General features: G+C 53.1%; 23 protein-coding genes and 1 pseudogene. 10 read left to right on the forward strand and 14 right to left on the reverse strand.

From position 1 onward, the window contains the following. The first annotated feature begins 96 nt into the window (after positions 1 to 96). The 4 genes from manX to NQH49_RS10715 all read left to right on the forward strand — a co-directional run bounded on the left by manX (position 97) and on the right by NQH49_RS10715 (position 3,338). Positions 97 to 1,068, forward strand: a complete 972-nt coding sequence (gene manX / locus NQH49_RS10700) for a PTS mannose transporter subunit IIAB (RefSeq protein WP_008110409.1) — start codon at positions 97 to 99, stop codon at positions 1,066 to 1,068. A 58-nt stretch (positions 1,069 to 1,126) separates the two neighbouring features. Then, entirely contained in the window at positions 1,127 to 1,927 is an 801-nt protein-coding gene (locus NQH49_RS10705) for a PTS mannose/fructose/sorbose transporter subunit IIC (RefSeq protein WP_008110410.1), read from the forward strand. Between the two features lie 14 nt (positions 1,928 to 1,941). Continuing rightward, positions 1,942 to 2,787, forward strand: coding sequence for a PTS mannose transporter subunit IID (locus NQH49_RS10710; RefSeq protein WP_008110411.1), 846 nt, complete (start codon positions 1,942 to 1,944; stop codon positions 2,785 to 2,787). Between the two features lie 92 nt (positions 2,788 to 2,879). Beyond that, the gene (locus tag NQH49_RS10715; protein ID WP_061718723.1) at positions 2,880 to 3,338 is read left to right on the forward strand and encodes a DUF986 family protein; all 459 of its coding nucleotides are present in this window, start codon (positions 2,880 to 2,882) and stop codon (positions 3,336 to 3,338) included. On the opposite strand, the gene rlmA is transcribed toward NQH49_RS10715, so the two are convergent. From rlmA to NQH49_RS10735, 4 genes are all read right to left on the reverse strand, one after another. Beyond that, positions 3,335 to 4,141: a 23S rRNA (guanine(745)-N(1))-methyltransferase gene (gene rlmA / locus NQH49_RS10720; RefSeq protein ID WP_256696603.1), complete on the reverse strand. Its 807-nt coding sequence runs from the start codon at positions 4,139 to 4,141 to the stop codon at positions 3,335 to 3,337. The genes NQH49_RS10715 and rlmA overlap by 4 nt on opposite strands. 141 nt (positions 4,142 to 4,282) lie before the next feature. After that, a complete protein-coding gene (cspE, locus tag NQH49_RS10725; RefSeq protein WP_008110414.1) occupies positions 4,283 to 4,492 on the reverse strand; it encodes a transcription antiterminator/RNA stability regulator CspE in 210 nt (69 codons plus the stop codon). Between the two features lie 83 nt (positions 4,493 to 4,575). Then, the gene (locus NQH49_RS10730) at positions 4,576 to 4,650 is read right to left on the reverse strand and encodes a DUF2627 domain-containing protein (RefSeq protein WP_110866451.1); all 75 of its coding nucleotides are present in this window, start codon (positions 4,648 to 4,650) and stop codon (positions 4,576 to 4,578) included. A 686-nt stretch (positions 4,651 to 5,336) separates the two neighbouring features. Beyond that, complete coding sequence (locus NQH49_RS10735) at positions 5,337 to 5,612, reverse strand: YebO family protein (RefSeq protein ID WP_256696604.1); 276 nt, start codon at positions 5,610 to 5,612, stop codon at positions 5,337 to 5,339. 214 nt (positions 5,613 to 5,826) lie between these two features. Here NQH49_RS10735 and NQH49_RS10740 point away from each other — a divergent pair, with 214 nt between their 5' ends. Next, entirely contained in the window at positions 5,827 to 6,063 is a 237-nt protein-coding gene (locus NQH49_RS10740) for a YobH family protein (protein WP_008110416.1), read from the forward strand. 35 nt (positions 6,064 to 6,098) lie between these two features. On the opposite strand, the gene kdgR is transcribed toward NQH49_RS10740, so the two are convergent. Further along, positions 6,099 to 6,890, reverse strand: coding sequence for a DNA-binding transcriptional regulator KdgR (gene kdgR, locus NQH49_RS10745; protein WP_256696605.1), 792 nt, complete (start codon positions 6,888 to 6,890; stop codon positions 6,099 to 6,101). Positions 6,891 to 7,083: 193 nt separating this feature from the next. Here kdgR and NQH49_RS10750 point away from each other — a divergent pair, with 193 nt between their 5' ends. Next, entirely contained in the window at positions 7,084 to 8,466 is a 1,383-nt protein-coding gene (locus NQH49_RS10750) for an MFS transporter (protein ID WP_256696606.1), read from the forward strand. A gap of 51 nt (positions 8,467 to 8,517) precedes the next feature. Here the strand turns inward: NQH49_RS10750 and htpX are convergent, their stop codons facing one another. The 4 genes from htpX to NQH49_RS10770 all read right to left on the reverse strand — a co-directional run bounded on the left by htpX (position 8,518) and on the right by NQH49_RS10770 (position 12,956). Continuing rightward, complete coding sequence (htpX, locus tag NQH49_RS10755) at positions 8,518 to 9,399, reverse strand: protease HtpX (RefSeq protein ID WP_256696607.1); 882 nt, start codon at positions 9,397 to 9,399, stop codon at positions 8,518 to 8,520. A gap of 220 nt (positions 9,400 to 9,619) precedes the next feature. Beyond that, positions 9,620 to 11,659, reverse strand: coding sequence for a carboxy terminal-processing peptidase (prc, locus tag NQH49_RS10760; protein ID WP_256696608.1), 2,040 nt, complete (start codon positions 11,657 to 11,659; stop codon positions 9,620 to 9,622). Between the two features lie 19 nt (positions 11,660 to 11,678). Next, on the reverse strand, positions 11,679 to 12,359 hold the full coding sequence (proQ, locus tag NQH49_RS10765) for an RNA chaperone ProQ (protein ID WP_008110425.1): 681 nt from the start codon (positions 12,357 to 12,359) through the stop codon (positions 11,679 to 11,681). A gap of 96 nt (positions 12,360 to 12,455) precedes the next feature. Beyond that, the gene (locus tag NQH49_RS10770) at positions 12,456 to 12,956 is read right to left on the reverse strand and encodes a free L-methionine (R)-S-oxide reductase MsrC (RefSeq protein ID WP_256696609.1); all 501 of its coding nucleotides are present in this window, start codon (positions 12,954 to 12,956) and stop codon (positions 12,456 to 12,458) included. A gap of 217 nt (positions 12,957 to 13,173) precedes the next feature. Here NQH49_RS10770 and yebS point away from each other — a divergent pair, with 217 nt between their 5' ends. The 3 genes from yebS to rsmF all read left to right on the forward strand — a co-directional run bounded on the left by yebS (position 13,174) and on the right by rsmF (position 18,523). Next, positions 13,174 to 14,418: a membrane integrity lipid transport subunit YebS gene (gene yebS, locus NQH49_RS10775; RefSeq protein ID WP_256696610.1), complete on the forward strand. Its 1,245-nt coding sequence runs from the start codon at positions 13,174 to 13,176 to the stop codon at positions 14,416 to 14,418. Next, positions 14,387 to 17,026, forward strand: a complete 2,640-nt coding sequence (locus NQH49_RS10780) for a PqiB family protein (protein ID WP_256696611.1) — start codon at positions 14,387 to 14,389, stop codon at positions 17,024 to 17,026. Before yebS ends, NQH49_RS10780 begins: the two co-directional genes overlap by 32 nt. A gap of 72 nt (positions 17,027 to 17,098) precedes the next feature. Further along, positions 17,099 to 18,523 carry a 16S rRNA (cytosine(1407)-C(5))-methyltransferase RsmF gene (gene rsmF / locus NQH49_RS10785; protein ID WP_256696612.1) on the forward strand — a complete coding sequence of 475 codons (1,425 nt, stop codon included), beginning with the start codon at positions 17,099 to 17,101 and terminating at the stop codon, positions 18,521 to 18,523. A 3-nt stretch (positions 18,524 to 18,526) separates the two neighbouring features. On the opposite strand, the gene NQH49_RS10790 is transcribed toward rsmF, so the two are convergent. Beyond that, complete coding sequence (locus NQH49_RS10790; protein ID WP_256696613.1) at positions 18,527 to 19,174, reverse strand: metallophosphoesterase; 648 nt, start codon at positions 19,172 to 19,174, stop codon at positions 18,527 to 18,529. Positions 19,175 to 19,430: 256 nt separating this feature from the next. On the opposite strand from NQH49_RS10790, the gene NQH49_RS10795 reads away from it, so the two are divergent. Then, positions 19,431 to 20,162, forward strand: coding sequence for a class I SAM-dependent methyltransferase (locus tag NQH49_RS10795; protein ID WP_256696614.1), 732 nt, complete (start codon positions 19,431 to 19,433; stop codon positions 20,160 to 20,162). Positions 20,163 to 20,240: 78 nt separating this feature from the next. Here the strand turns inward: NQH49_RS10795 and NQH49_RS10800 are convergent, their stop codons facing one another. The 4 genes and pseudogenes from NQH49_RS10800 to cspE (NQH49_RS10815) all read right to left on the reverse strand — a co-directional run bounded on the left by NQH49_RS10800 (position 20,241) and on the right by cspE (NQH49_RS10815) (position 21,399). Then, positions 20,241 to 20,408, reverse strand: coding sequence for a hypothetical protein (locus NQH49_RS10800; RefSeq protein ID WP_008110452.1), 168 nt, complete (start codon positions 20,406 to 20,408; stop codon positions 20,241 to 20,243). 117 nt (positions 20,409 to 20,525) lie between these two features. Further along, positions 20,526 to 20,845, reverse strand: a pseudogene (locus NQH49_RS10805) (hypothetical protein). 195 nt (positions 20,846 to 21,040) lie between these two features. Next, positions 21,041 to 21,184 carry a cold shock small protein YmcF gene (gene ymcF / locus NQH49_RS10810; RefSeq protein ID WP_085982370.1) on the reverse strand — a complete coding sequence of 48 codons (144 nt, stop codon included), beginning with the start codon at positions 21,182 to 21,184 and terminating at the stop codon, positions 21,041 to 21,043. A 2-nt stretch (positions 21,185 to 21,186) separates the two neighbouring features. Continuing rightward, positions 21,187 to 21,399, reverse strand: coding sequence for a transcription antiterminator/RNA stability regulator CspE (cspE, locus tag NQH49_RS10815; protein WP_007889586.1), 213 nt, complete (start codon positions 21,397 to 21,399; stop codon positions 21,187 to 21,189). Positions 21,400 to 21,764 lie beyond the last annotated feature (365 nt).

Consider the following 21,764-nt stretch of genomic DNA (forward strand, 5'->3'; position numbering starts at 1 on the left):
CAATCACATCACTAACGATCCACCTGAAACACTAACGGTAATTTTCAATGATTCCCGGCAATGCCAGAGAATCTCTCACGCGAACGGAGGTAGCAAGTGACCATTGCTATTGTAATTGGTACACATGGCTGGGCGGCAGAACAGTTGCTTAAAACAGCAGAGATGCTGTTGGGTGAGCAGGAAAATGTCGGATGGATTGATTTCGTTCCCGGCGAAAATGCAGAAACGCTAATCGAAAAGTATCAGGCACGGCTGGCAGATCTCGACACGTCAAAGGGCGTGTTGTTCCTGGTCGATACCTGGGGTGGCAGTCCATTTAATGCGGCCAGCCGCATTGTGGTGGACAAGGATGGCTATGATGTCATCGCCGGCGTCAACATTCCGATGCTGGTGGAAACCCTGATGGGACGCGATGACAATCCATCGCTGGAAGAACTGATTCACATCGCGGTAGAAGCCGGTCGTGAAGGTGTTAAAGCCCTCAAGACTGAAACGCCTGCGCAAGCCGCAGCGGCACCGGCTCCGGTTGCAGCGAAAGCGCCCGCTCAGCCGCAAAAACCGATGGCACCTGGCGATCACATGAAAATCGGCCTGGCGCGTATTGATGACCGCTTGATTCACGGGCAAGTGGCCACGCGCTGGACCAAAGAGACCAACGTTAGTCGCATTATCGTAGTGTCTGATGAAGTGGCCAACGATCATGTGCGCAAAACCCTGCTGACGCAGGTGGCCCCGCCGGGCGTCACCGCGCATGTGGTGGATGTCGACAAGATGGTTCGCGTGTGGAACAACCCGAAATATGGCCAGGATAAAGTGATGCTGCTGTTCACCAATCCCACGGATGTAGTGAGGATTGTTGAGCAAGGCGTGGACATTAAGTCGGTCAATATTGGTGGCATGGCGTTCCGTCAGGGCAAAACGCAGGTGAACAACGCGGTATCGGTGGATGAAAAAGATATCACGGCATTCCGCAAACTTAATGAGCGCGGTATCGAACTGGAAGTACGTAAAGTGTCCAGCGATCAGCGACTGAAAATGATGGACCTGATCGCCAAGGTCAATCCGTAGTTCGCCCTTTGCCTGCATATGTGGGCGAATTTTAGAGACCTTGCAGAGGAGAAATGCAATGGAGATAACCACGCTACAAATCATTTTGATATTTATTGTGGCCTGTATCGCCGGAATGGGATCGATTCTTGATGAGTTCCAGTTCCACCGTCCGCTGGTGGCTTGTACCTTAATTGGTGCAGTCCTCGGTGATATGAAAACCGGTATCATCATCGGCGGTACGCTGGAGATGATTGCACTGGGCTGGATGAACATTGGTGCGGCTGTTGCACCAGATGCGGCGCTGGCTTCGATTATCTCAACCATTTTGGTTATCGCTGGTGGTCAAAGCGTCGGTGCTGGTATCGCGCTGGCGATTCCACTGGCCGCAGCCGGTCAGGTTCTGACCATCATCGTGCGTACCATCACTGTCGCCTTCCAGCACGCCGCCGATAAGGCAGCCGAGAAAGGTAACCTTAATGCGATTAGCTGGATCCACGTTTCTGCGCTGGTATTGCAGGCGATGCGTATTGCCATCCCAGCTTTGATCGTGGCGATTTCTGTTGGTACGCACGTGGTTCAGGAACTGCTGAACTCGATTCCTGAAGTGGTCACCAACGGCCTGAACATCGCCGGCGGCATGATCGTGGTAGTCGGTTACGCGATGGTCATCAATATGATGCGCGCGGGCTACCTGATGCCGTTCTTCTACCTTGGCTTCGTTACTGCAGCCTTCACCAACTTCAATCTGGTTGCGCTCGGCGTGATTGGCGTGGTGATGGCGGTGCTGTATATCCAGCTGGCACCGAAATATAACCGCGTTGCAGGTGCTGCAAATGCCGGTCCTGCAAACAATGACCTCGATAACGAACTCGACTAGGAACAGGTGAAATCATGGTTGATACAACTAACACTCCAAAGAAACTCACCCCCGGCGATGTCCGTGGTGTGTTCCTGCGCTCTAACCTGTTTCAGGGTTCGTGGAACTTTGAACGTATGCAGGCGCTGGGTTTTTGCTACTCAATGGTGCCGGTGATTCGTCGCCTCTATCCAGAAAACAACGACGAACGTAAACAGGCGATTAAACGTCACCTGGAGTTCTTCAACACCCACCCTTACGTGGCAGCGCCGGTATTGGGCGTTACCATGGCGATGGAAGAGCAGCGTGCCAACGGTGCGCCGATTGATGATGCGGCGATTAACGGCATCAAAGTGGGTCTGATGGGGCCGCTGGCAGGCGTAGGTGACCCGATCTTCTGGGGTACCGTGCGTCCGGTGTTTGCTGCACTCGGTGCTGGTATCGCCATGAGCGGCAGCTTGCTAGGTCCGTTACTGTTCTTCATCCTGTTTAACGCGGTTCGTCTGTTAACGCGTTATTACGGCGTGGCGTACGGCTACCGTAAAGGTGTGGATATCGTCAGTGATATGGGCGGCGGTTTCCTGCAGAAACTGACGGAGGGCGCGTCGATTCTCGGCCTCTTTGTCATGGGGGCCTTGGTTAACAAGTGGACGCATGTGAATGTACCGCTGGTGGTGTCGCGCATCACGGACCAGACCGGTAAAACCACGGTTACCACGGTGCAATCGATTCTCGATCAGCTGATGCCTGGCCTGATTCCACTGCTGCTAACCTTTGGCTGTATGTGGCTGCTGCGTCGTAAAGTGAATGCGTTGTGGATTATCGTCGGCTTCTTCGCCCTCGGTATCTTCGGTTACTGGATCGGCCTGCTCGGTCTGTAATCAGCCAGCCGGGAGCCACGCTCCCGGCTATTTTTGAGCGGCATTACCTGAGCGCCCACGTTGAGGTAATTTCGATTGAGGAAGAGTATTTTATGTCACTGACTGACGCGCTGATCGCCCTGCTGATTGCAGGCTTCATTCTTTTCGCTATCTATGATGAAGCGATCCTGCCGCGCCGCAACGGCCCGACCAAACTGCGCGTCGCGCTGCGCCGTCGCCATAAGATCGATAGCGCCATTTTCGTGGTGCTGCTGCTCATTCTTCTGTGGAACAACATTGATAAACATGGCACGCAACTCACCACCAATTTGCTGATGGTGCTGTGCTTTATGGCGATTTGGCTATTCTGGGTGCGTAGCCCGAAGCTGCTGATGAAGGAAAATGGACTGTTTTTTGGCAGCGTGTGGATCGATTACGCTCGCATTCAGAGTATGAACCTGTCGGAAGACGGCATTCTGGTGATGCAACTGGAGCAGCGTCGCCTGCTGATTGCCGTCAAACAGCTTGATGATCTGGAACGTATCTACAATACGCTGGTGGAAGCGCGTTAATCGCGCTGCCACAACGTTAGCATGAAGTCGGCATCACAGGTAAACTCGCTGGATGCCGCAAGGTCCTGCCACACCTCTTCGCGCGCACGCCAGGCAAATGGCGTCATCTGCAATAAGCTCACCGCCTCACTTCCGCTCAACGTCATGCTGTAATTCTGGTTTTGCTGACTGATCTGCTTAAAACCGGCATACATCTTCTCTTCTGCCGCATGCAGCTGCACTTCGCAATAAATCAGCGCCTTGAATTGCTGCAAGTGATGCGGACCCGGCGTCACCGTTAGCAGGTAGCCACCCGCTTTAATCACACGGCTCAGCTCCTCTTCATTACAGGGCGCATAAATGCGCACTACGCCATCCAGAGAAGCATCGGCAAAAGGCAAACGCTGGCTGGAGGCCACGCAGAATTTCACCGTGCGATAGCGTTTAGCGGCCATGCGAATCGCTGCTTTTGCGACATCCAGACCAAAGAGTTGTGCCTGCGGCAACGCATCGGCCAATGCTGCGGTGTAATAGCCTTCTCCGCAGCCGATATCTAATAGCTGCGAATTTTGATTACTCAGGTGCTGCGCAAGGATTTCGGCAACACCCGCGCGCAACGGCTGATAATGTCCAGCATCGAGGAAGGCACGCCGTGCCTGCAGCATCTCAGCGCTATCGCCCGGTTCGCGCGAACCTTTGTGCTGCACCGGCAGCAAATTGACGTACCCTTCTTTGGCCTGATCAAATTGATGCCCAGCATCACAGCGGAAGCTATTCGCCTGCTGCAATAAAGGCTGATGACAAAGTGGGCAAATCAAAGACATAGATAACTCCGGGTTAGCAATTCGCGGCGCAGTTTACCCTGATCATCTGGCTACAGAAAGGATAAAAGAAAAAGCCCCGTTCAGTGAACGGGGCTTTAGGATTCGTTTCAGTGGTGCATGGCACCGAGCCTGAGGGCGAAATCAGATTGGGGTAACGTTGACCGCAGCAGGACCTTTCTGGCCGTCCTGGATTTCGAACTCAACGCTTTGGCCTTCGGCCAGAGTTTTAAAACCATTGCCCTGGATTGCAGAGAAGTGTACGAACACATCTTTGCTACCATCAGCAGGAGTAATAAAACCAAAACCTTTAGACTCGTTGAACCACTTAACCTGACCTTTAATCTTTGCCATTTCGCAAATTTCCTTTCAATGATTATATTGCCCGCAGGCAGACTTACAGATAAACCAGAGACATTACTGAATGAGGCACTAATTTAAGGTTCGGCAAGGAAGCGGTATTCAACGTCAACGTCTTTACTCGTAACTTCTTTACTGAAGATGCCATACATAAACAGAACTGTACCTCGTTTGACCCACGATTTGTTATCACATATCCGTAAATTAATGGCAAGCCATTTTTAAACGGTGATCGACGTGACGCACATAATTAGTTAATTGCCGCTGCACTTCATCAATCAACATATTGACACCCAACTCGTTAGGTGCGCAAAAAAGGGTTATCAGTCAGTATAGTTAGCGCCTAATCCTCACTTAGTCAAGCGCAGCGGTAATGTCTAAACAGGTACATTTTAAAGGGGTAAAAAGTACGACAAAAATATTGCACTAATATGGCATCAATAAAATATTCCACTAAAAAGTTCGCCAGCCACACAACAACTGCGCGCCGTTCAAATCTTGTACAAATAGTTTTCTCAGGTATAAGTTATTAATTGCTTTGCACCAAAATCAGGAGAAACCAATAATATGCGCCCCATATAAACGCATTAACATTGGGTGGCATTTATCTCAATTTTAACTATCAACCCAACAATTAAATGTTAAAAAAAACATTGATGAGCTTGATTTAACAAAAACTCCTTAGGATTAATCTTAGTTGAAATTCTTTCTGGCAGAGATCATCGCTATTCATACTTGATTCAGGAAGCGAATTCACTAAATGGCATTATCCCGCCACGCACCATTTCAGTGCGCAGCCGGTTGCCCTGTCGGCGATTAATTCACCCCTTCCAACGCCTTAACGTTCCGGGATCATCCGAATAAAATCGCGTTTTTCATCCGCGTCTTCATCCGCTAGTGGTTTTGCTGTGGATGGCTGTGCGTCAACCAGACGACGCAGCAGCACATTCTGTTTCTTTTGCTCTTCGATAACGGCTTCCAGCAAACGGATCTGCTCACTGGCACGCACGCTAGCCCGGTTAACAAAGAACCAGACAATAAAGGCCACAAGAATGATGATGGCCAGAACGCCATAGTTGAACAGCGGGCTGGTGTTTGCGGCTAATTCGTTCATAACTGCCTCTGTAGTCAAAAATCAAACCTCTACTCCGCCGCTGATTCTACTCGTTGCCGGGGCAAAAGATAATGGGTAGCGACGGAAAGCAGATTATCCCGCAAGACCTCTTTCAGTTATCTCTGATCGATTCGATAGCGAAAGCGAGGCATGCTGCTACAGTAGATTCGCAGCCATGTTGGACGCGCTGCGTTGTGTATCACAAGGAGAAAAGATGAAACTACTTATTCGGACGATTATGCTGGTGGCACTAATTTGGTTGGCGATGCTGCTAACCGGCTATGGCGTACTCACCGGCAGCAATAAGAATGCGGCGGGATTGGGACTGCAATGCAGTTATCTGACCGCACGCGGCATGATTACAGCACAGTATCTGCACACAGACAGCGGTATCGTCGGCGTAACGGATTGCCCACTGCTGAAGAAAAGTGGCGAAGTGGTCGACAATTAAACGTTGAAACGGGCTGGAAACAGCCCGTTTTCATTTCAGAACGGATAGTCGTGATAGCCCATTTGTTCAGACAGATTGCGCGCCGCACGGTGCAGCATCGCCACATACTCATTTTTGGCTTCTTCTGAAAAACGAATGGTGGGGAAAGAGATGCTCAATCCCGCAATCACCACACCAAAGCGGTCAAACACCGGCACCGCGATACAGCGTAAGCCCTCTTCCTGCTCTTCATTATCTTCGCCAAAACCCTGCTCTTTCACCTGATCCAGCACCGCCAGCAGCGCTTCTGCAGTGACAATGGTTTTGGCAGTGCTGCGGCGGAACTCCACTTCGCTGAGGATCTCCTGTACTTCAGCGCGATCGCGCCATGCCAGTAACACTTTACCAATTGCGGTGGTGTGCAATGGATTGCGGCGGCCGATGCGCGAATACATGCGCAGGTTATACAATGAATCGATTTTATGGATATAGACGATGCTGTCTTCTTCCAGCGCACCGAGGTGAATGGTTTCTTTGGTCAGACGTGACAGCTCACGCATCTCAATATCGGCGCTACGAATCAGATCGACGTTCTGTAACGCTTTGGCCCCGAGCTCAAACAGCTTAAGCGTCAGCGAGTATTTCTCACTTTCCCCTTCCTGCGCCACATAACCAAGCGATTTCATGGTCTGTAAAAAGCGATAGACGGTGCTTTTCGACATCATCACGCGTTGGGACAATTCGGTGATTCCGTGATCGCGCTCTTCGCCCAGCGCCTGCAGAATGCCAAACACTTTCATCACCGATGAAACCGAGTCCGGCTGTTTATCGTTATCGCTGCTCGCCATGGCGCGTATCCTTTTTTGACAGTGTTTCAAAAAAAACGGAACAGAAGCGCCAGTATATGCTTTTCAACCTGATGGCGGCAACGACTGACGCTAAGTGACACATCCACACGTAATTTTATGTCAATGAATGCGGTGCTTTTCGGCAGCGAATTGATTAGCATGATGATATTCACTTCCTTTACTTACCTAACTTATGCCTTCTACTGTTGCTCAGGATGGATTGCCCATTCCACAGCGCTATGGCGCGATCATTACCATTGCACTCGGTATCATGATGGCGGTGCTGGATGGGGCTATCGCCAACGTGGCTTTGCCGACCATTGCCCGTGAACTGAATGCCAGTCCAGCCGAATCGATCTGGATTGTTAACGCCTATCAAATCGCTATCGTTATCTCGCTGCTGTCGCTATCGTTTCTTGGCGATATGCTTGGCTACCGCCGCGTCTATCAGGTTGGACTTGCGCTGTTTATCGCCACCTCGCTGTTTTGCGCCCTCTCCTCATCACTGAACACGCTAACCGTGGCCCGCGTGCTGCAAGGCTTTGGTGGCGCAGCGCTGATGAGCGTCAACACGGCTTTAATCCGCATCATCTATCCGCAGCGATTTCTCGGACGCGGTATGGCGATCAACTCGCTGATCGTTGCGGTGTCGAGTGCGGCTGGCCCCACTGTGGCGGCAGCGATTCTTTCCGTCGCCAGTTGGAAATGGCTGTTCCTGATCAACATTCCACTTGGCATCGTTGCGTTATGGCTGGCGTTGCGTTTCCTGCCGGATAACCCGCAGAAAGCCAAACAACAGAAATTCGACGTGCCCAGCGCCGTAATGAATGCCCTGTTCTTTGGCCTGCTGATTACAGCACTGAGCGGCTTCTCGCAAGGGCAAAACGGCTGGTTGATTGTGGCCGAGTTGGTGGCATTAGTGTTGGTGGGCATCGTGTTTGTCCGTCGCCAACTGGCGATGCCGGTGCCATTGTTGCCGGTGGATTTGCTGCGCATTCCGATCTTTTCGCTCTCGATTGGCACCTCAATTTGCTCATTCTGCGCGCAGATGCTGGCGATGGTGGCGCTGCCGTTCTTCCTGCAAAACGTGTTGGGTCGTGATGAAGTAGCAACCGGTTTGCTGCTCACGCCGTGGCCGCTGGCAACCATGGTGATGGCGCCGATTGCGGGTCGACTGATAGAGAAATTCCATGCCGGATTATTGGGCGGATTGGGATTAGCGATGTTCGCTGCCGGCCTGTTCCTGCTGGCGCTGTTGCCGACTCAGCCAACGGATGGGGATATCATCTGGCGCATGATGCTATGCGGTGCCGGTTTTGGCCTGTTCCAGTCACCTAACAATCACACCATCATCACCGCAGCACCGCGTAATCGCAGCGGTGGCGCCAGCGGCATGCTCGGCACCGCGCGTCTGGTAGGACAAAGCAGCGGCGCGGCGCTGGTGGCGCTGATGTTTAATCTGTTCAACGATAGCGGCACGCACGCGTCACTGCTATTGGCGGGCAGCTTTGCCAGCGTCGCCGCCGTGGTGAGCCTGGCGCGTATGACGCAGACAAGGCAGACTGTCGAATCCTGAAAACAACAAGGGCGCCATCTGGCGCCCTTGTTCTTGGTATGTCGACAATGACTACTTCAGGTATTCACCGCTGCGCAGCGCTTCGATACGTTTATCGAGCGGCGGGTGCGACATGAACAGCTCGCTCAACGATTTGTTTTTACCGTTGATACAGAATGCCATCATGCTGCCTGGCTCCTGCGGCTCGTAGCTGGTTTTCAGACGTTGCAGCGCGGCAATCATCTTCTCGCGACCCACCAGTTTCGCGGAACCCGCATCGGCGTGGAATTCACGGTGACGTGAGAACCACATGGTAATGATGCTAGCGAGGAAGCCGAACAGCAGTTCCAACACCATCGAGACGGCAAAATAGACCATCGGATTTCCGTTGCTGCTCTCTTCACCGTCGCGGTTACCCGACAGGAAGCCGGAAGCAATCTGCGCCAGAATACGCGAGATGAAAATAACAAAGGTGTTCACCACACCCTGAATCAGCGTCATGGTGATCATGTCACCGTTAGCGATGTGGGAGATTTCGTGCGCCAGCACCGCTTCCGCTTCATCGCGGCTCATGTTTTGCAACAAGCCAGTGGAAACAGCCACCAGCGACGCGTCACGTCGCGCACCTGTCGCAAAGGCGTTAATGTCGGGCGCGTGATAAATCGCCACCTGCGGCATTGCAATGCCAGCCTGTTGTGCCTGGCGGCCGACGGTTTCCATCAGCCAGCGTTCCGTCTCATTACGCGGTTGTTCAATGACCTCACCGCCAACGGATCGTAACGCCATCCATTTGGACATCAGCAGTGAAACAAACGCACCGCCAAAGCCAAACAGACCTGCCATAATCATCAGACCCTGAACACTGCTTGACTGGATTCCTGTCAGACTCAAAATCAGTCCGAATACCAACATCACCGCCAGGTTGGTGAGCAGGAAAAGAGCAATACGCATCATAAACGTTAATCTTCCTCAGTTGTGCACGCGCATATGCGCGGATATCTATCCTATGGTCATCGCCGCGCATTTCAAGCAACCTTAATCTTTAAGTGCCTAAAAAGACATAACTTTACATTAGGAAGCGAAGTGCGCACTTCAGTGCATCAGCCGCGCTTAATAACGATTTTAGCCTAAAAAAAAGCACCGCCGAAGCGGTGCTGTTTCATAGGCCAGACGGTTATTTCGCGCTTTCGGCTGCAGGCTGAGATTTTTCCAGCTGCGCCATGTCGTTAGCGATTTTCACCGTTTCATCCAGATACGGATCGGGCTCTTTATAGTCTTTCGGTAGATCTTCGATGCTCTTCAGCGGCGCTTTGCCTTCCGCCTGATAGCGTGCGTTGATACGTTCCAGACGCAGTGCATCATCTTCGCGGTTCTCTTTCTCACGCTGAGCAAGATTGAGCGACACGATATTACGCTTGTCTTTCATCGCATCGAAACGCGCAATATCTTTCATGATGTACTGGAACTCGCGATCTTTGGCGATGCGATCGGCGTGCTCTTTGGTCAGCTGCGGTACCAGCGGCGCGATATCGCCGGTCTTGGTGTAGCTTGCCGCATTCACGCTGTCCCAAGGCAACGCATTGTCCTCGAACTTCTCTCCGGTTTCTGCCGCTTCGACGCCGGTTGGCATCAGCAGATCCGGCGTTACGCCTTTACGCTGAGTACTTCCGCCGTTGATACGGTAGAACTTCTGAATGGTGTACTGCACGGAACCCAGCGCTGGCCACTCAGGACGCAGCATCTGATCGTAAATGCGGTTCAGAGAACGATACTGCTGCACGGTGCCTTTGCCGAAGGTCGGTTCACCGACAATCAGCGCACGACCGTAATCCTGCATCGCCGCAGCGAAGATTTCAGACGCCGAAGCACTGAAGCGATCGACCAGCACCACCAGCGGACCTTTGTAATAGACTATGCCGTCGTTATCGCTGTCTTCGCGCACGCGTCCATTGTTATCACGCACCTGCACCACCGGGCCGCTAGGAATAAACAGGCCAGAGAGTGAAACGGCTTCGGTCAGGGCGCCACCGCCGTTGGTACGCAGATCGATCACCACGCTGTCGACGTTCTGCTTCTGCAATTTCTGCAGCTGCACCTTCACATCATCAGTCAGGCCAACGTAAAAGCCAGGAATGTCGAGCACGCCGACCTTCTCTTTACCAACGTTGTGCACGGTACCTTTCACGGCGCGATCTTCCAGACGGATTTTTTCACGCGTCAGCGTGACGGTGCGGGTTTTCGTGCCCTTACCGGCTGGCAGGATTTCCAGACGTACTTTGCTGCCTTTCGGTCCTTTGATTTTTGAAACCACATCATCCAAACGCCAGCCAATCACATCTTCCATCGGCTTGCCCGGCTGAGCGACACCGACAATGCGGTCGCCGACGCTGATCGCTTTACTCTTCGCCGCCGGACCACCCGCGACCATCGAGTTGATCACCGTGTAATCGTCATCCATCTGCAGCACTGCGCCAATACCTTCCAGCGACAGGCTCATTTCGGTATTGAACTGCTCGGTGTTGCGCGGTGAAAGATAGTTAGTGTGCGGATCGATTTCATGCGCGAACGCAGTCATCGCCAGCTGGAACACATCTTCACTGTTGCTTTGCGCCAGACGACGGATGGCAAAGTTGTAACGCTTAGTCAGCGTTTCGCGAATCTCTTTCTCATCTTTACCGGCCAGTTTCAGGCTCAGTTCGTCATATTTAACTTTGGCATCCCACAGCGCGTTGAGCTCATCAACGCTCTTCGGCCATGGCGATTTTGCCCGGTCAATGTCAATGGTGTCATTGCCGGTGAAATTCATTGGGCGGTTCAGCACGCTCAGCGCATATTGATAGCGCTCAAAGCGACGTTTCTGCGCCAGATTGTAGAGATCGTAGAACACATCCAGCTTACCGCTGCGGAACTCATCACCGACGGTGGTTTTCTTATCGGCGAATTGCGCGACATCCGATGCCAGCAGCACGTTGTGGCTGTAGTCGAGCAGATTCAGGTAGCGATCAAAAATTTTCGCGGAAAAATCCTGATTCAAATCGAACTGGCGATAGTGAGAGCGGGTAAAACGCGAGGTAACGCGTTCGCTGACGGTGGGATGCTGTGGATCTTCGTGTAGCTGGGGAATCTGGTCGGCGCGGGTAATATTATCTGCACCAAAGGTGGGGCCTGCTAAAAGCAGGCCCGCGATCATACCGATCTTTAAAATAGTGTTCATGCCAGGGTCAGCCTCCGTTTCAGAACTGCAAATGTTCTGCGCGCACAATCATAGCCATGCCGGAAGCGAGCTGAACCCGAACGCCATCTTTGGTTATTTCCAGAATGGTAGCGTCCATTGCACCTTTGCCTGCGGTCACTTTAATGTTCTGGCCGGGCTGCAACGTTGAGGTGTCAGTGACAGGTTTAGCACGCGGTGGCTGCGGCGCTGCGGCACGTTCAGTAGCGGCCGCACGCGGCGCCTGAGGGCGTGGCTTACGCGGTGCATCACCTTCGGCAGCTTTACGCGGAGCAGGCTTGCGCGGACGACGTTCAGCGGTCTCTTCACCGGCTTCACGCTTCTTCGCTTTCTGCTGATCGCGCTGCGCCTGAACGCGGGCTTTCGCTTCTTCCAGTTGCTTGCGCGCATGTTCAACGTGTTGCTCATCCAGCACGCCACAGGCGTTACCATCGAGATCGACACGGATGGCACCTGCTTTGATGCCATAAAGATAACGCCAGCTAGAGGTATAAAGACGTAAGGCAGAACGCAGTTGCGTCTTGCTCAGGCTCAGTTCGCCTTGAACACGCTCGACCAGATCTTGAAAAATGCCGATTTTGAGCGGACGCGCCTCGCCTTCGGCGCTAAAGCATTGCGGAAAACGTTCCGCCAAAAAGGCGATAACTTCTTTACTGCTATTCAACTTAGGTTGATTTTCCATGAAATTTCCTGATTACAACGGATTTGCCGACCAGAGCAGGCATGAACAGGCGACATTATAATGACAACATCGCCAAATGCTATGTGATCCAGTCGATTAGCTGTGCGTCAGCTGAATAAATTTTACGATGTCGCTGCCCGCCAGCACTTCACAAAGCCCGTCGGTAAGGGCCACCAGCCCCGCTTCATCCTCGCTATCGAAGCGAGAATAAACCGTACTATCAATGTCTAAAACACCCACGAGGGTGCCATTTACTTTCAGAGGAATCACGATTTCGGCGTTGCTGGCGGCGTCACAGGCGATGTGGCCCGGGAACGCGTGCACGTCTTCCACCAACTGCACTTTGTCCGCGGCTACCGCAGTACCACACACGCCTTTGCCAACCGGAATACGTACGCAAGCGATTTTGCCCTGGAACGGGCCCAGCACCAGCGTGTTCGGTTCCGTCAGTAAATAGAATCCAGCCCAGTTCACGCCTTCCAGACGTTCAAAAAGCAGCGCGCTGCAATTACCGAGCGCGGCCAGGAACGAGGTTTCGCCCGCCAACAGAGCGCGGATATCGCGATTCAAATCCTCGTAAAAAGCTTTTTTGTTCATTGTTCAACCATAACTCGTCACTGTGGTGACCTTGTTGTCACTCAGTTGTTAAAATAAGCACTAATAATCCAGGCGCATAAGGTGATTCATTTTGTTAGTTACTATACCCTTAGCAGTCGGTGGATAAGCGTATTCTGGTACCACCGAATATTGCAGGCAAATTTGCGCTACTCAGCATGCCGGTAAACGTAACGAACGATGGGCACTTGCGTCACCTATGAAAATTCACGCTATCAGCCAGACGTTGCCCCACGCACGTTATCAGCGTTGTCCGCAATGCGATACCCTTTTTTCCTTACCGGATGTGAAATCGCATCAGACAGCCTATTGCCCTCGCTGCCATGCACAAATTCAGAGCGGCCGTGACTGGTCGATGACGCGACTCACCGCTATGGCGGTGGTGATGATCGTGCTGATGCCGTTCGCCTTAAGCTTGCCGTTGGTGGATATTCGCCTGCTTGGCATGCGCATTAACGCCAGCCTGGTGGAGGGCGTGATTCAGATGGCGCAGCAAGGCAACATCCTCACCGCTTCGATGGTGGCGTTTTGCACCATTGGCGCGCCGGTTACGCTGGTCGTTGGCATCCTCTATCTTTGGCTGGGCAACGCGCTGGGTATGAACCTGCGCCCGGTCCTGCTGATGATGGATAAACTCAAAGAGTGGGTGATGCTGGATATCTATCTTGTCGGCGTGGCGGTGGCCTCAATCAAGGTGCAAGATTACGCCTCGTTGGAAGTGGGCTACGGTTTAGTGGCTTATATTGCGTTGACGGTGCTCAGCCTGCTGACGCTGATTCACCTCAACGTCGAACAGCTGTGGGAACAGTATTATCCGCAAGCGATGCCCACTTCTCCGCCCGAAGAGTGGCAGGTGTGCCTTAACTGCCATCAAACCGGTGTAGCTGATGAGCGTGGGCGCTGCACGCGTTGCCACACGCCGCTCGACTATCGCCGCCGCCACAGTTTGCAGAAATCCTGGTCAGCGCTGATTGCCTCAATTGTGCTGCTGATACCCGCCAATTTGCTGCCGATTTCGGTGGTTTACGTGAATGGCGCACGCCGTGAAGACACCATTTTCTCCGGCATTCTGGGATTGGCATCGGGCAATATTCCGGTCGCCGCCGTGGTGTTTATCGCCAGTATTCTGGTGCCCTTCACCAAAGTGTTAGTGATGCTGACCTTACTGATCAGCATTCATTTCAAATGCGAACAGGGTTTGAAAACCCGCATTCGCCTGCTGCGCGCCGTCTCCTGGGTGGGCCGCTGGTCGATGCTGGATCTGTTCGTGATTGCTGTAACCATGTCGCTGGTCAATCGTGATCAGCTACTGGCTTTTACCATGGGACCGGCCGCCTTCTATTTTGGTGCCGCCGTTGTTCTGACCATTATGGCTGTAGAGTGGCTTGATAGCCGCCTGATCTGGGATGCACATGCAACAGGAAACGCCGACTACACCGACTAGCGCCAATCTGCGCAACAAGCGCAAGATTTCGCCGTTCTGGTTATTGCCCATCATCGCCCTGCTGATTGCTGGCTGGCTGCTGTGGACCAATTATCAGGAGCGCGGTACGACGATCACCATTAACTTCCAGACCGCCGACGGGATTGTGCCAGGCCGCACGCCTATTCGCTATCAGGGCGTGGAAGTGGGCACGGTGCAAGGCATTGTGCTGAGTGATGACTATCGCAGCATCCAGATTAAGGCCAGCATCAAAAGCGACATGCGCGATGCACTGCGTGAAGACACCCAATTCTGGCTGGTGACGCCGAAAGCCTCGCTGGCGGGCGTCTCCGGGCTTGATGCACTGGTCGGTGGTAACTACATCGGCATGATGCCGGGCAAAGGTAAAGAGAGCGATCACTTCACCGCGCTCGATACTCAGCCGAAATATCGCGTCAATACCGGCGAGCTATTGATCCATCTGCGTGCACCGGATCTCGGCTCGCTTAACACCGGTTCGCTGGTCTACTACCGCAAAATTCCGGTGGGTCGCGTCTACGATTACAGCCTGAACAACAGCACCGATGGCGTCACCATTGATGTGCTGATTGAACGCCGCTTTGTCAATCTGGTGAAAAAGCAGAGCCGCTTTTGGAATGTCTCCGGCGTTGATGCGGATGTCAGCCTGAGCGGGGCCAAAGTGAAGCTGGAAAGCCTGGCCGCGTTGGTGAACGGTGCGATTGCCTTCGATTCGCCCAATGACGGTGAGCAAGCGCAGGTGGATGCCAATTACCAGCTCTATCCGGATCTGGCGCGCAGTCAGCGCGGCGTGCAAGTGAAACTGGATTTGCCGAGCGGCGATAACCTGAAAGCCGATAGCACGCCGCTGATGTATCAGGGACTGGAAGTCGGCACCTTAACCAAACTCAACCTGCTGGATGGCGGCAAAGTCACCGGCGAGTTAACGGTCGATCCTTCAGTAACCGGTTTGATGCGCAGCGGTACGCGCATTGAGATGCGTACACCGAAGATCAGCCTGACCGACACCAATCTCAGCAGCCTGTTAACCGGTAATACCTTTGAGCTGGTGCCAGGCGAAGGCGAGCCGCAGGATCACTTCACCGTGTTGCCGGCCAGCGAAACCCTGCTACAAAAACCGGACGTGCTGACGGTAAAACTCAGCGCGCCGGAAACCTACGGCATCGATGCCGGCCAGCCGGTGATGCTGTATGGCATGAAAATCGGCCAGGTGATTTCGCGCACGCTGGATGAAAATGGCATCAGCTTCGTTGCGGCTATCAATCCGGAGCACCGTAATCTGGTGCACGCCGACAGCAAGTTTGTGGTGAATAGCCGCCTCGACGTGAAGTTTGGCCTCGACGGTATGCAGGTGCTGGGCGCCAGCGCACGCGAATGGGTGGATGGCGGCATTCGCCTGATTCCCGGCGCGAAAGGCAATCCATCCAGTCGTTATCCTTTATATGCCGATGCGGAACGGGCTCAGGAAGGCATCGTGGGGGAACAGCCGCCAACCACGCTGAAACTCACCGCCAACAGCTTGCCAGATGTGCAGGCCGGTTCGGTGCTGCTGTACCGCAAATTCCAGGTCGGTGAAGTGGTGGATGTGGTGCCTCGCGCGGATGCGTTTGAAATTTCGATTCACATTCAGCCGCAATATCGCAAGCTGCTCACCAGCGAGAGCGTGTTCTGGGCCGAAGGCGGCGCCAAAGTGCAACTCAACGGCAGCGGCTTGACCGTACAAGCGTCTCCGCTCAACCGTGCGCTAAAAGGTGCCATCAGCTTTGATAATCTGACCGGCGCGCAGGCGGCGAAAGGCGTTAAGCGCGTGCTGTACGCATCCGAAACCGCCGCGCGTGCAGTTGGCAGCCAGATCTCGCTGCACACCTATGATGCCAGCAAACTGGCGGCGGGAATGCCGATTCGCTATCTCGGCATTAATATTGGTCAGGTTGAATCACTGGCGCTGAGTTCGGATAACAACCAGGTTGTCGCTAAAGCGGTGCTTTATCCGGAATACGTGCAGGACTTCGCGCGCATTGGCAGTCGCTTCTCGGTGGTATCGCCGGAGATTTCTGCGGCGGGCGTGAATCATATCGAAACGCTGTTGCAGCCTTATCTCAACGTCGATCCGGGTAAAGGTGCGCCGGCGCGCACCTTCGAACTGCAGGAAAGCACCATCACCGATTCACGCTACCTGAACGGCCTGACGATTTATGTCGATGCCGCTGACGCCGGATCGTTGTCGGTGGGCACGCCAGTGCTGTTCCGTGGCGTAGAAGTGGGCACGGTCACCGGAACGTCGCTGGGCAATATGGCGGATCGCGTGCAGATAGCGCTACGCATCAGTAAGAAGTATCAACATCTGGTGCGTAACAACTCGGTGTTCTGGCTGGCTTCCGGCTATAACTTCGATTTTGGTCTGATTGGCGGCGTGTTGAAAACCGGCACCTTCCAACAGTTCATTCGCGGCGGCGTACAGTTTGCCACGCCGCCGACGGTGCCATTAGCACCGCAGGCCGGCGCCAACAAACACTTCCTGCTACAGGATGAAGCGCCGAAAGCGTGGCGCGACTGGGGCACCGCAATTCCGGACCCTCATCAACCTTAAGCAAATCGGGCAGCCTGGCTGCCCGATTCTTTTTCGCGTGTTACACTTCGCGCTCTTTTCGTTTCCCGGTAGATGCCCGTGTCCGATCGCTTTCCCGAAGATTTCCTCGCGCTGATGCGCGCCAGCCTTGCTGACGACGCCGAACTGCAACGCTTTCTCGCTATTAGCCAGCAACCGCTGCGTCGCAGCTTACGCGTTAACACTTTAAAAATTAGCGTGCCAGATTTCCTCGCCCGCACCGCCGATTATGGCTGGCGCTTATCGCCCATTCCGTGGTGCGCTGAAGGGTTCTGGATTGAGCGTGACGACGAATCGTTGCCGCTCGGTAGCGTAGCGGAACACCTGAGCGGACTGTTTTATATTCAGGAAGCCAGCTCAATGCTGCCGGTCACCGCGCTGTTTGATGCCGCTCCCGATGCACGTCAGGTGATGGATGTGGCTGCCGCGCCGGGTTCAAAAACCACGCAGATGGCCGCGCTGATGCGCAATGAAGGCGCTATTCTGGCGAACGAATACTCGGCCAGCCGCGTTAAAGTGCTGCATGCAAATATCAGCCGCTGCGGTGTCAGCAATGTGGCGCTGACGCATTTTGATGGCCGCGTGTTTGGTGCCGCGCTGCCGGAGCGTTTCGATGCCATTCTGCTCGATGCGCCCTGCTCTGGCGAAGGTGTGGTACGTAAAGATGCCGACGCGCTGCGTAACTGGACGCTGGCCAGCACCGAAGCGATCGCTGAAACCCAACGCGATTTGCTGGACAGCGCTTTCCATGCCTTGCAGCCCGGTGGCACGCTGATTTACTCCACCTGCACACTGAATCAGATCGAGAATCAGCAGGTGATTCACTGGTTGCAACAGCGTTATCCCGATGCGGTTGACATCGTGCCGCTGAACGGCCTGTTCGCCGGAGCCGATCGGGCGTTAACCGCCGAAGGTTTCCTGCACGTGTTCCCGCAGATTTTCGATAGCGAAGGTTTCTTCGTCGCGCGTCTGCGTAAAACCGCCAGCATTCCGGCATTGCCCACGCCAACCTATAAAGTCGGCAAACTGCCCTTCTCGCCGGCCAGCCGCAAGTTGAGCGCCGAAGTGCAGCAGGCGGCGGCAAAAGTCGGCTTGCAGTGGGATGAGAACCACACGCTGTGGCAGCGCGATAAAGAGCTGTGGCTGTTCCCGGCGGCGCTGGAGAGTTGGCTGGGCAAAGTGCGCTTCTCGCGCATCGGCCTTAAGCTGGCAGAAACCTTCCCGAAAGGCTATCGCTGGCAGCACGAAGCGGTGGTGGCGCTGTCGCAGCCAGGTAGCGCACTGGATTTCGAACTCACTGATGCGGAAGCGGAAACCTGGTATCGCGGTCAGGATATTCATCCGGAAAACTTGCCCAACCGGGAAGAAGTGATCGTCACCTACCAGCAGCAGCCGCTGGGATTGGCGAAGAAAGTGGGTAATCGCATTAAAAACAGTTATCCGCGTGAACTGGTGCGTGACGGGCGTCTGTTCCGTTAAGCGTTACTGCAATTGCACCAGAGTGAGATGATTACCGAATACTGCGCCGGTATCGATGTAATGCTGATTCGCCACATTGAGCGGTTGTTCTAACGGCGTGTGGCCAAAGTAGAAATCACTGGCGCCATCGATGTGGGCTGAACTGCCACGTTGATGGCGTCCCAGCCGATCGCGACTCCACACCACTTGTTGCCAGTCAACATCCTGCCCCAATGCATAATGGCTGGCAGGATAATCGGCGTGGGCAATCACTACTACGCGATTGCCGAAATCCAGATGCAGGATCAACGGTAACTCAGCGCAGCGTCTTAACGCATGGCGCGCAGCAATTAATTTTGCGCCCTTCAGCTGCCAAAACCACTCGCCGCCGTTCATCATCCACAAGGTTTGGTCGCGACCATCCAGCGCAGCGAGCGCCATCTGTTCGTGGTTGCCGCGCACGCAGCGAAACCAGGGTTCCTGCATCAGCGCTAAACAGCCAGGACTGTCCGGCCCGCGATCGATTAAATCGCCCACCGACAGCAACAAATCCTGCTGCTTATCGAAATCCCGCTTCTGCAGTTGCGCATCGAGCTGGGCGCGGCAACCGTGCAGATCGCCAACCACCCAAATCTTTCGCCACATTTGCGTGTTTACCGTTTGGTAAAGCATGTAATCTTCCCCGGTTGACTGGAAGTTTAGTGAGCCCGGCATAAAGTATAGTCTTGTCAGGTTTAGCCAGCGGAGGGAGCAGCATGAGCGGACGGAAGCAATTCATTGGTGTATTGATCGTTATTTTCATTGGTAGCTTGCTGCTACTGGAATCACTCGCTCGTCTGGTACATCTGTTATTTGTGGGATAATTACGCGACTTTACATTCCGCGCTAAACGCCTAAACTCCTTTGCGCATCATATAAAGGAGCCTGTATGAGCCAGAATATTTACGACAATCCAACCTTTTTTGCCGGTTACGCCACCTTGCCACGTTCCGTTAAGGGATTAGACGGCGCGCCAGAATGGCCCGCACTGCGTGCATTACTCCCAGACCTGCAGGACAAACGTGTTCTCGATTTAGGCTGCGGCTACGGCTGGTTTTGCCGATACGCGCAGCAGCAAGGCGCGCGTGACGTGCTGGGACTGGACGTTTCCGAGAAGATGCTGGCGCAGGCCGCGACCATGACGCAGGGAACGCAGATTCGCTATCAGCGCGCCGATATAGAAACGCTGCAGCTAACCGAATCCTTTGATCTCGCCTACAGCTCGCTGGCGCTGCACTACCTCACCAATATTGACGTACTTTTCGCTACCCTGTTTGAGGCGCTCACGCCGGGCGGCGCGCTGGTGTTTTCCTGTGAACATCCGATTTACACCGCGCCTGCACAACAGCAATGGATAGTGGATGAGCAACAGCAACGCAGCTGGCCGGTCAATCACTATCAGCAGGAAGGCGAACGCATCAGCAATTGGTTTGCCGATGGCGTGAAGAAGCAGCATCGCAAACTGGCGACCTGGATTAATGCAGTGATCGGCGCAGGATTTGAGATGGTGCATCTCGATGAATGGGGACCGAGCGAAGAGATGGTTGCGCTGAATCCCGCGCTGGCGGAAGAACGCGATCGTCCGATGATGTTTTTGCTGGCAGCGCGTAAACCATTGTGACGTTGTCTTGAGGCTGCACACTGCAGCCTTTTACATATCCCTGCGACGCTATTTGTGACATTCAGGGGGCATTGCGTACTAGCGCGTGATTAAAAAGATCGCCAGCAAGAAGAAGGCTAATAAACCGGCGAATGTCAGCGTTCCAATACGCGGCGTTTTGGCGCGGCCAACTACCACACCAATAAAGATACAAAGCAGCGTTAAGGTGCCAATCATTACCCAGAGAAGATATTGTGTATTTGCCATGAAGGATCCTTATCCGGCCATTAATCAGATGCGCCAACGTTATACCATTTTTCGCACAGACTGACTGCAGCTATATGACCGCACCTTTTCTGCTGATTATTTCCCGTCCGGTCATCATTAAGTCGCGTTATGCTCGCAACGCATAGCCTTGAGATTTTCCAACTGCTGTAAACGCGCTGCAGCCTTATTGTTCGCACTGGCTTTCGCAATGCCGTTACCAATACCAAAATCCCCGACGAAGCCGAGTATGGTCAGCGCGTCAAACTCGCCAGTTTTATCGATCTGCTGCTTAACACTTTGGCTTTTAGCAATCTCCTGATTTAGTGCTGCACAGTCGTAGGTTGCGCTTCGGCATCGCTCACATTTGCAGACTGCGGATATTGTTTCAGCGCGCAACCACTCAGCAGCATGGCGATCAGAATAACAGGCTTGTACATCTTGCAAGATTCTCACTAAAGCGGCGATTTATTTCGAGAAACTGTAGCATCTGGGGGAGATGACGATCGGGGGAATAAGTAACGTTAAGATGGGTATTTAAAAATAAAAAAGCACTGCCTAAGCAGTGCTAATAATTTTGATATCAGGCAATTACCTAATAAGCCCTAATAATTATCAGGGCAGAATATCCGTTATTATGCAGTTTTCAACATAATCATTGATGACTTGCAGAAAATGCATTTAGCGCCATGTGGGTTCATTTTAGTAATATCGAACGCGGAGGTGCGATATTGTGAACTCTGGCAATGCGGACATCTTAAACGATGATAAATGCGAATAATTACAGACCTAATACATTTGTTGCAGACGGACCTTTAGGACCATCTTCAACTGAAAACTCAACACGCTGACCTTCATCAAGTGAGCGATAATCAGTGCCCTGAATGGCTGAGAAGTGGACGAAAACGTCCTTGCTGCCATTTTCAGGAGAAATAAAGCCGAAGCCTTTTTCTGAGTTGAACCATTTTACCGTTCCAAGAATTTTATTAGACATAATTTTTACCTTTTAAATGAGCCTATTGGCGTAAGGGCCGAGTTGCAGATACGAATCAGAACTTAGGATAAGACTCAAAGAGAAAGGGCTTGAAGCGGCACTAACTGGGATGAGAAATACAATGGGAACTAACCTTCTAACTGTCTGCTATTCAGACCGACGAAGCATTAACGCATTTATTTGCGCCACTAGCAAGCGAAAAGAACATTTAATTCTCGATGAGTAATAATGGTTTTTTAATTTAAAACGCAAAAAACAGACAAAAAAAGACCCAATACGATTCCTGTATCGGGTCCAGGGAAATGGCTCTTTGAGAGCCGTGCGCTAAAAGTTGGCATTTTTGCAGGCGAGGACGCCTTGCCATT

The sequence above is a fragment of the Pantoea trifolii genome (genome assembly GCF_024506435.1).
Classification (GTDB): domain Bacteria; phylum Pseudomonadota; class Gammaproteobacteria; order Enterobacterales; family Enterobacteriaceae; genus Pantoea; species Pantoea trifolii.

Excerpts from the sequence above, each read along its gene's own strand:
- NQH49_RS10705 (WP_008110410.1), top strand. The coding sequence starts at position 1,127 with ATGGAGATAACCACGCTACAAATCATTTTGATATTTATTGTGGCCTGT.
- NQH49_RS10710 (WP_008110411.1), top strand. The coding sequence starts at position 1,942 with ATGGTTGATACAACTAACACTCCAAAGAAACTCACCCCCGGCGATGTC.
- NQH49_RS10715 (WP_061718723.1), top strand. The coding sequence starts at position 2,880 with ATGTCACTGACTGACGCGCTGATCGCCCTGCTGATTGCAGGCTTCATT.
- rlmA (WP_256696603.1), bottom strand. The coding sequence starts at position 4,141 with ATGTCTTTGATTTGCCCACTTTGTCATCAGCCTTTATTGCAGCAGGCG.
- cspE (WP_008110414.1), bottom strand. The coding sequence starts at position 4,492 with ATGGCAAAGATTAAAGGTCAGGTTAAGTGGTTCAACGAGTCTAAAGGT.
- NQH49_RS10735 (WP_256696604.1), bottom strand. The coding sequence starts at position 5,612 with ATGAACGAATTAGCCGCAAACACCAGCCCGCTGTTCAACTATGGCGTT.
- NQH49_RS10740 (WP_008110416.1), top strand. The coding sequence starts at position 5,827 with ATGAAACTACTTATTCGGACGATTATGCTGGTGGCACTAATTTGGTTG.
- kdgR (WP_256696605.1), bottom strand. The coding sequence starts at position 6,890 with ATGGCGAGCAGCGATAACGATAAACAGCCGGACTCGGTTTCATCGGTG.
- NQH49_RS10750 (WP_256696606.1), top strand. The coding sequence starts at position 7,084 with ATGCCTTCTACTGTTGCTCAGGATGGATTGCCCATTCCACAGCGCTAT.
- htpX (WP_256696607.1), bottom strand. The coding sequence starts at position 9,399 with ATGATGCGTATTGCTCTTTTCCTGCTCACCAACCTGGCGGTGATGTTG.
- prc (WP_256696608.1), bottom strand. The coding sequence starts at position 11,659 with ATGAACACTATTTTAAAGATCGGTATGATCGCGGGCCTGCTTTTAGCA.
- proQ (WP_008110425.1), bottom strand. The coding sequence starts at position 12,359 with ATGGAAAATCAACCTAAGTTGAATAGCAGTAAAGAAGTTATCGCCTTT.
- NQH49_RS10770 (WP_256696609.1), bottom strand. The coding sequence starts at position 12,956 with ATGAACAAAAAAGCTTTTTACGAGGATTTGAATCGCGATATCCGCGCT.
- yebS (WP_256696610.1), top strand. The coding sequence starts at position 13,174 with ATGAAAATTCACGCTATCAGCCAGACGTTGCCCCACGCACGTTATCAG.
- NQH49_RS10780 (WP_256696611.1), top strand. The coding sequence starts at position 14,387 with ATGCAACAGGAAACGCCGACTACACCGACTAGCGCCAATCTGCGCAAC.
- rsmF (WP_256696612.1), top strand. The coding sequence starts at position 17,099 with ATGCCCGTGTCCGATCGCTTTCCCGAAGATTTCCTCGCGCTGATGCGC.
- NQH49_RS10790 (WP_256696613.1), bottom strand. The coding sequence starts at position 19,174 with ATGCTTTACCAAACGGTAAACACGCAAATGTGGCGAAAGATTTGGGTG.
- NQH49_RS10795 (WP_256696614.1), top strand. The coding sequence starts at position 19,431 with ATGAGCCAGAATATTTACGACAATCCAACCTTTTTTGCCGGTTACGCC.
- NQH49_RS10800 (WP_008110452.1), bottom strand. The coding sequence starts at position 20,408 with ATGGCAAATACACAATATCTTCTCTGGGTAATGATTGGCACCTTAACG.
- cspE (WP_007889586.1), bottom strand. The coding sequence starts at position 21,399 with ATGTCTAATAAAATTCTTGGAACGGTAAAATGGTTCAACTCAGAAAAA.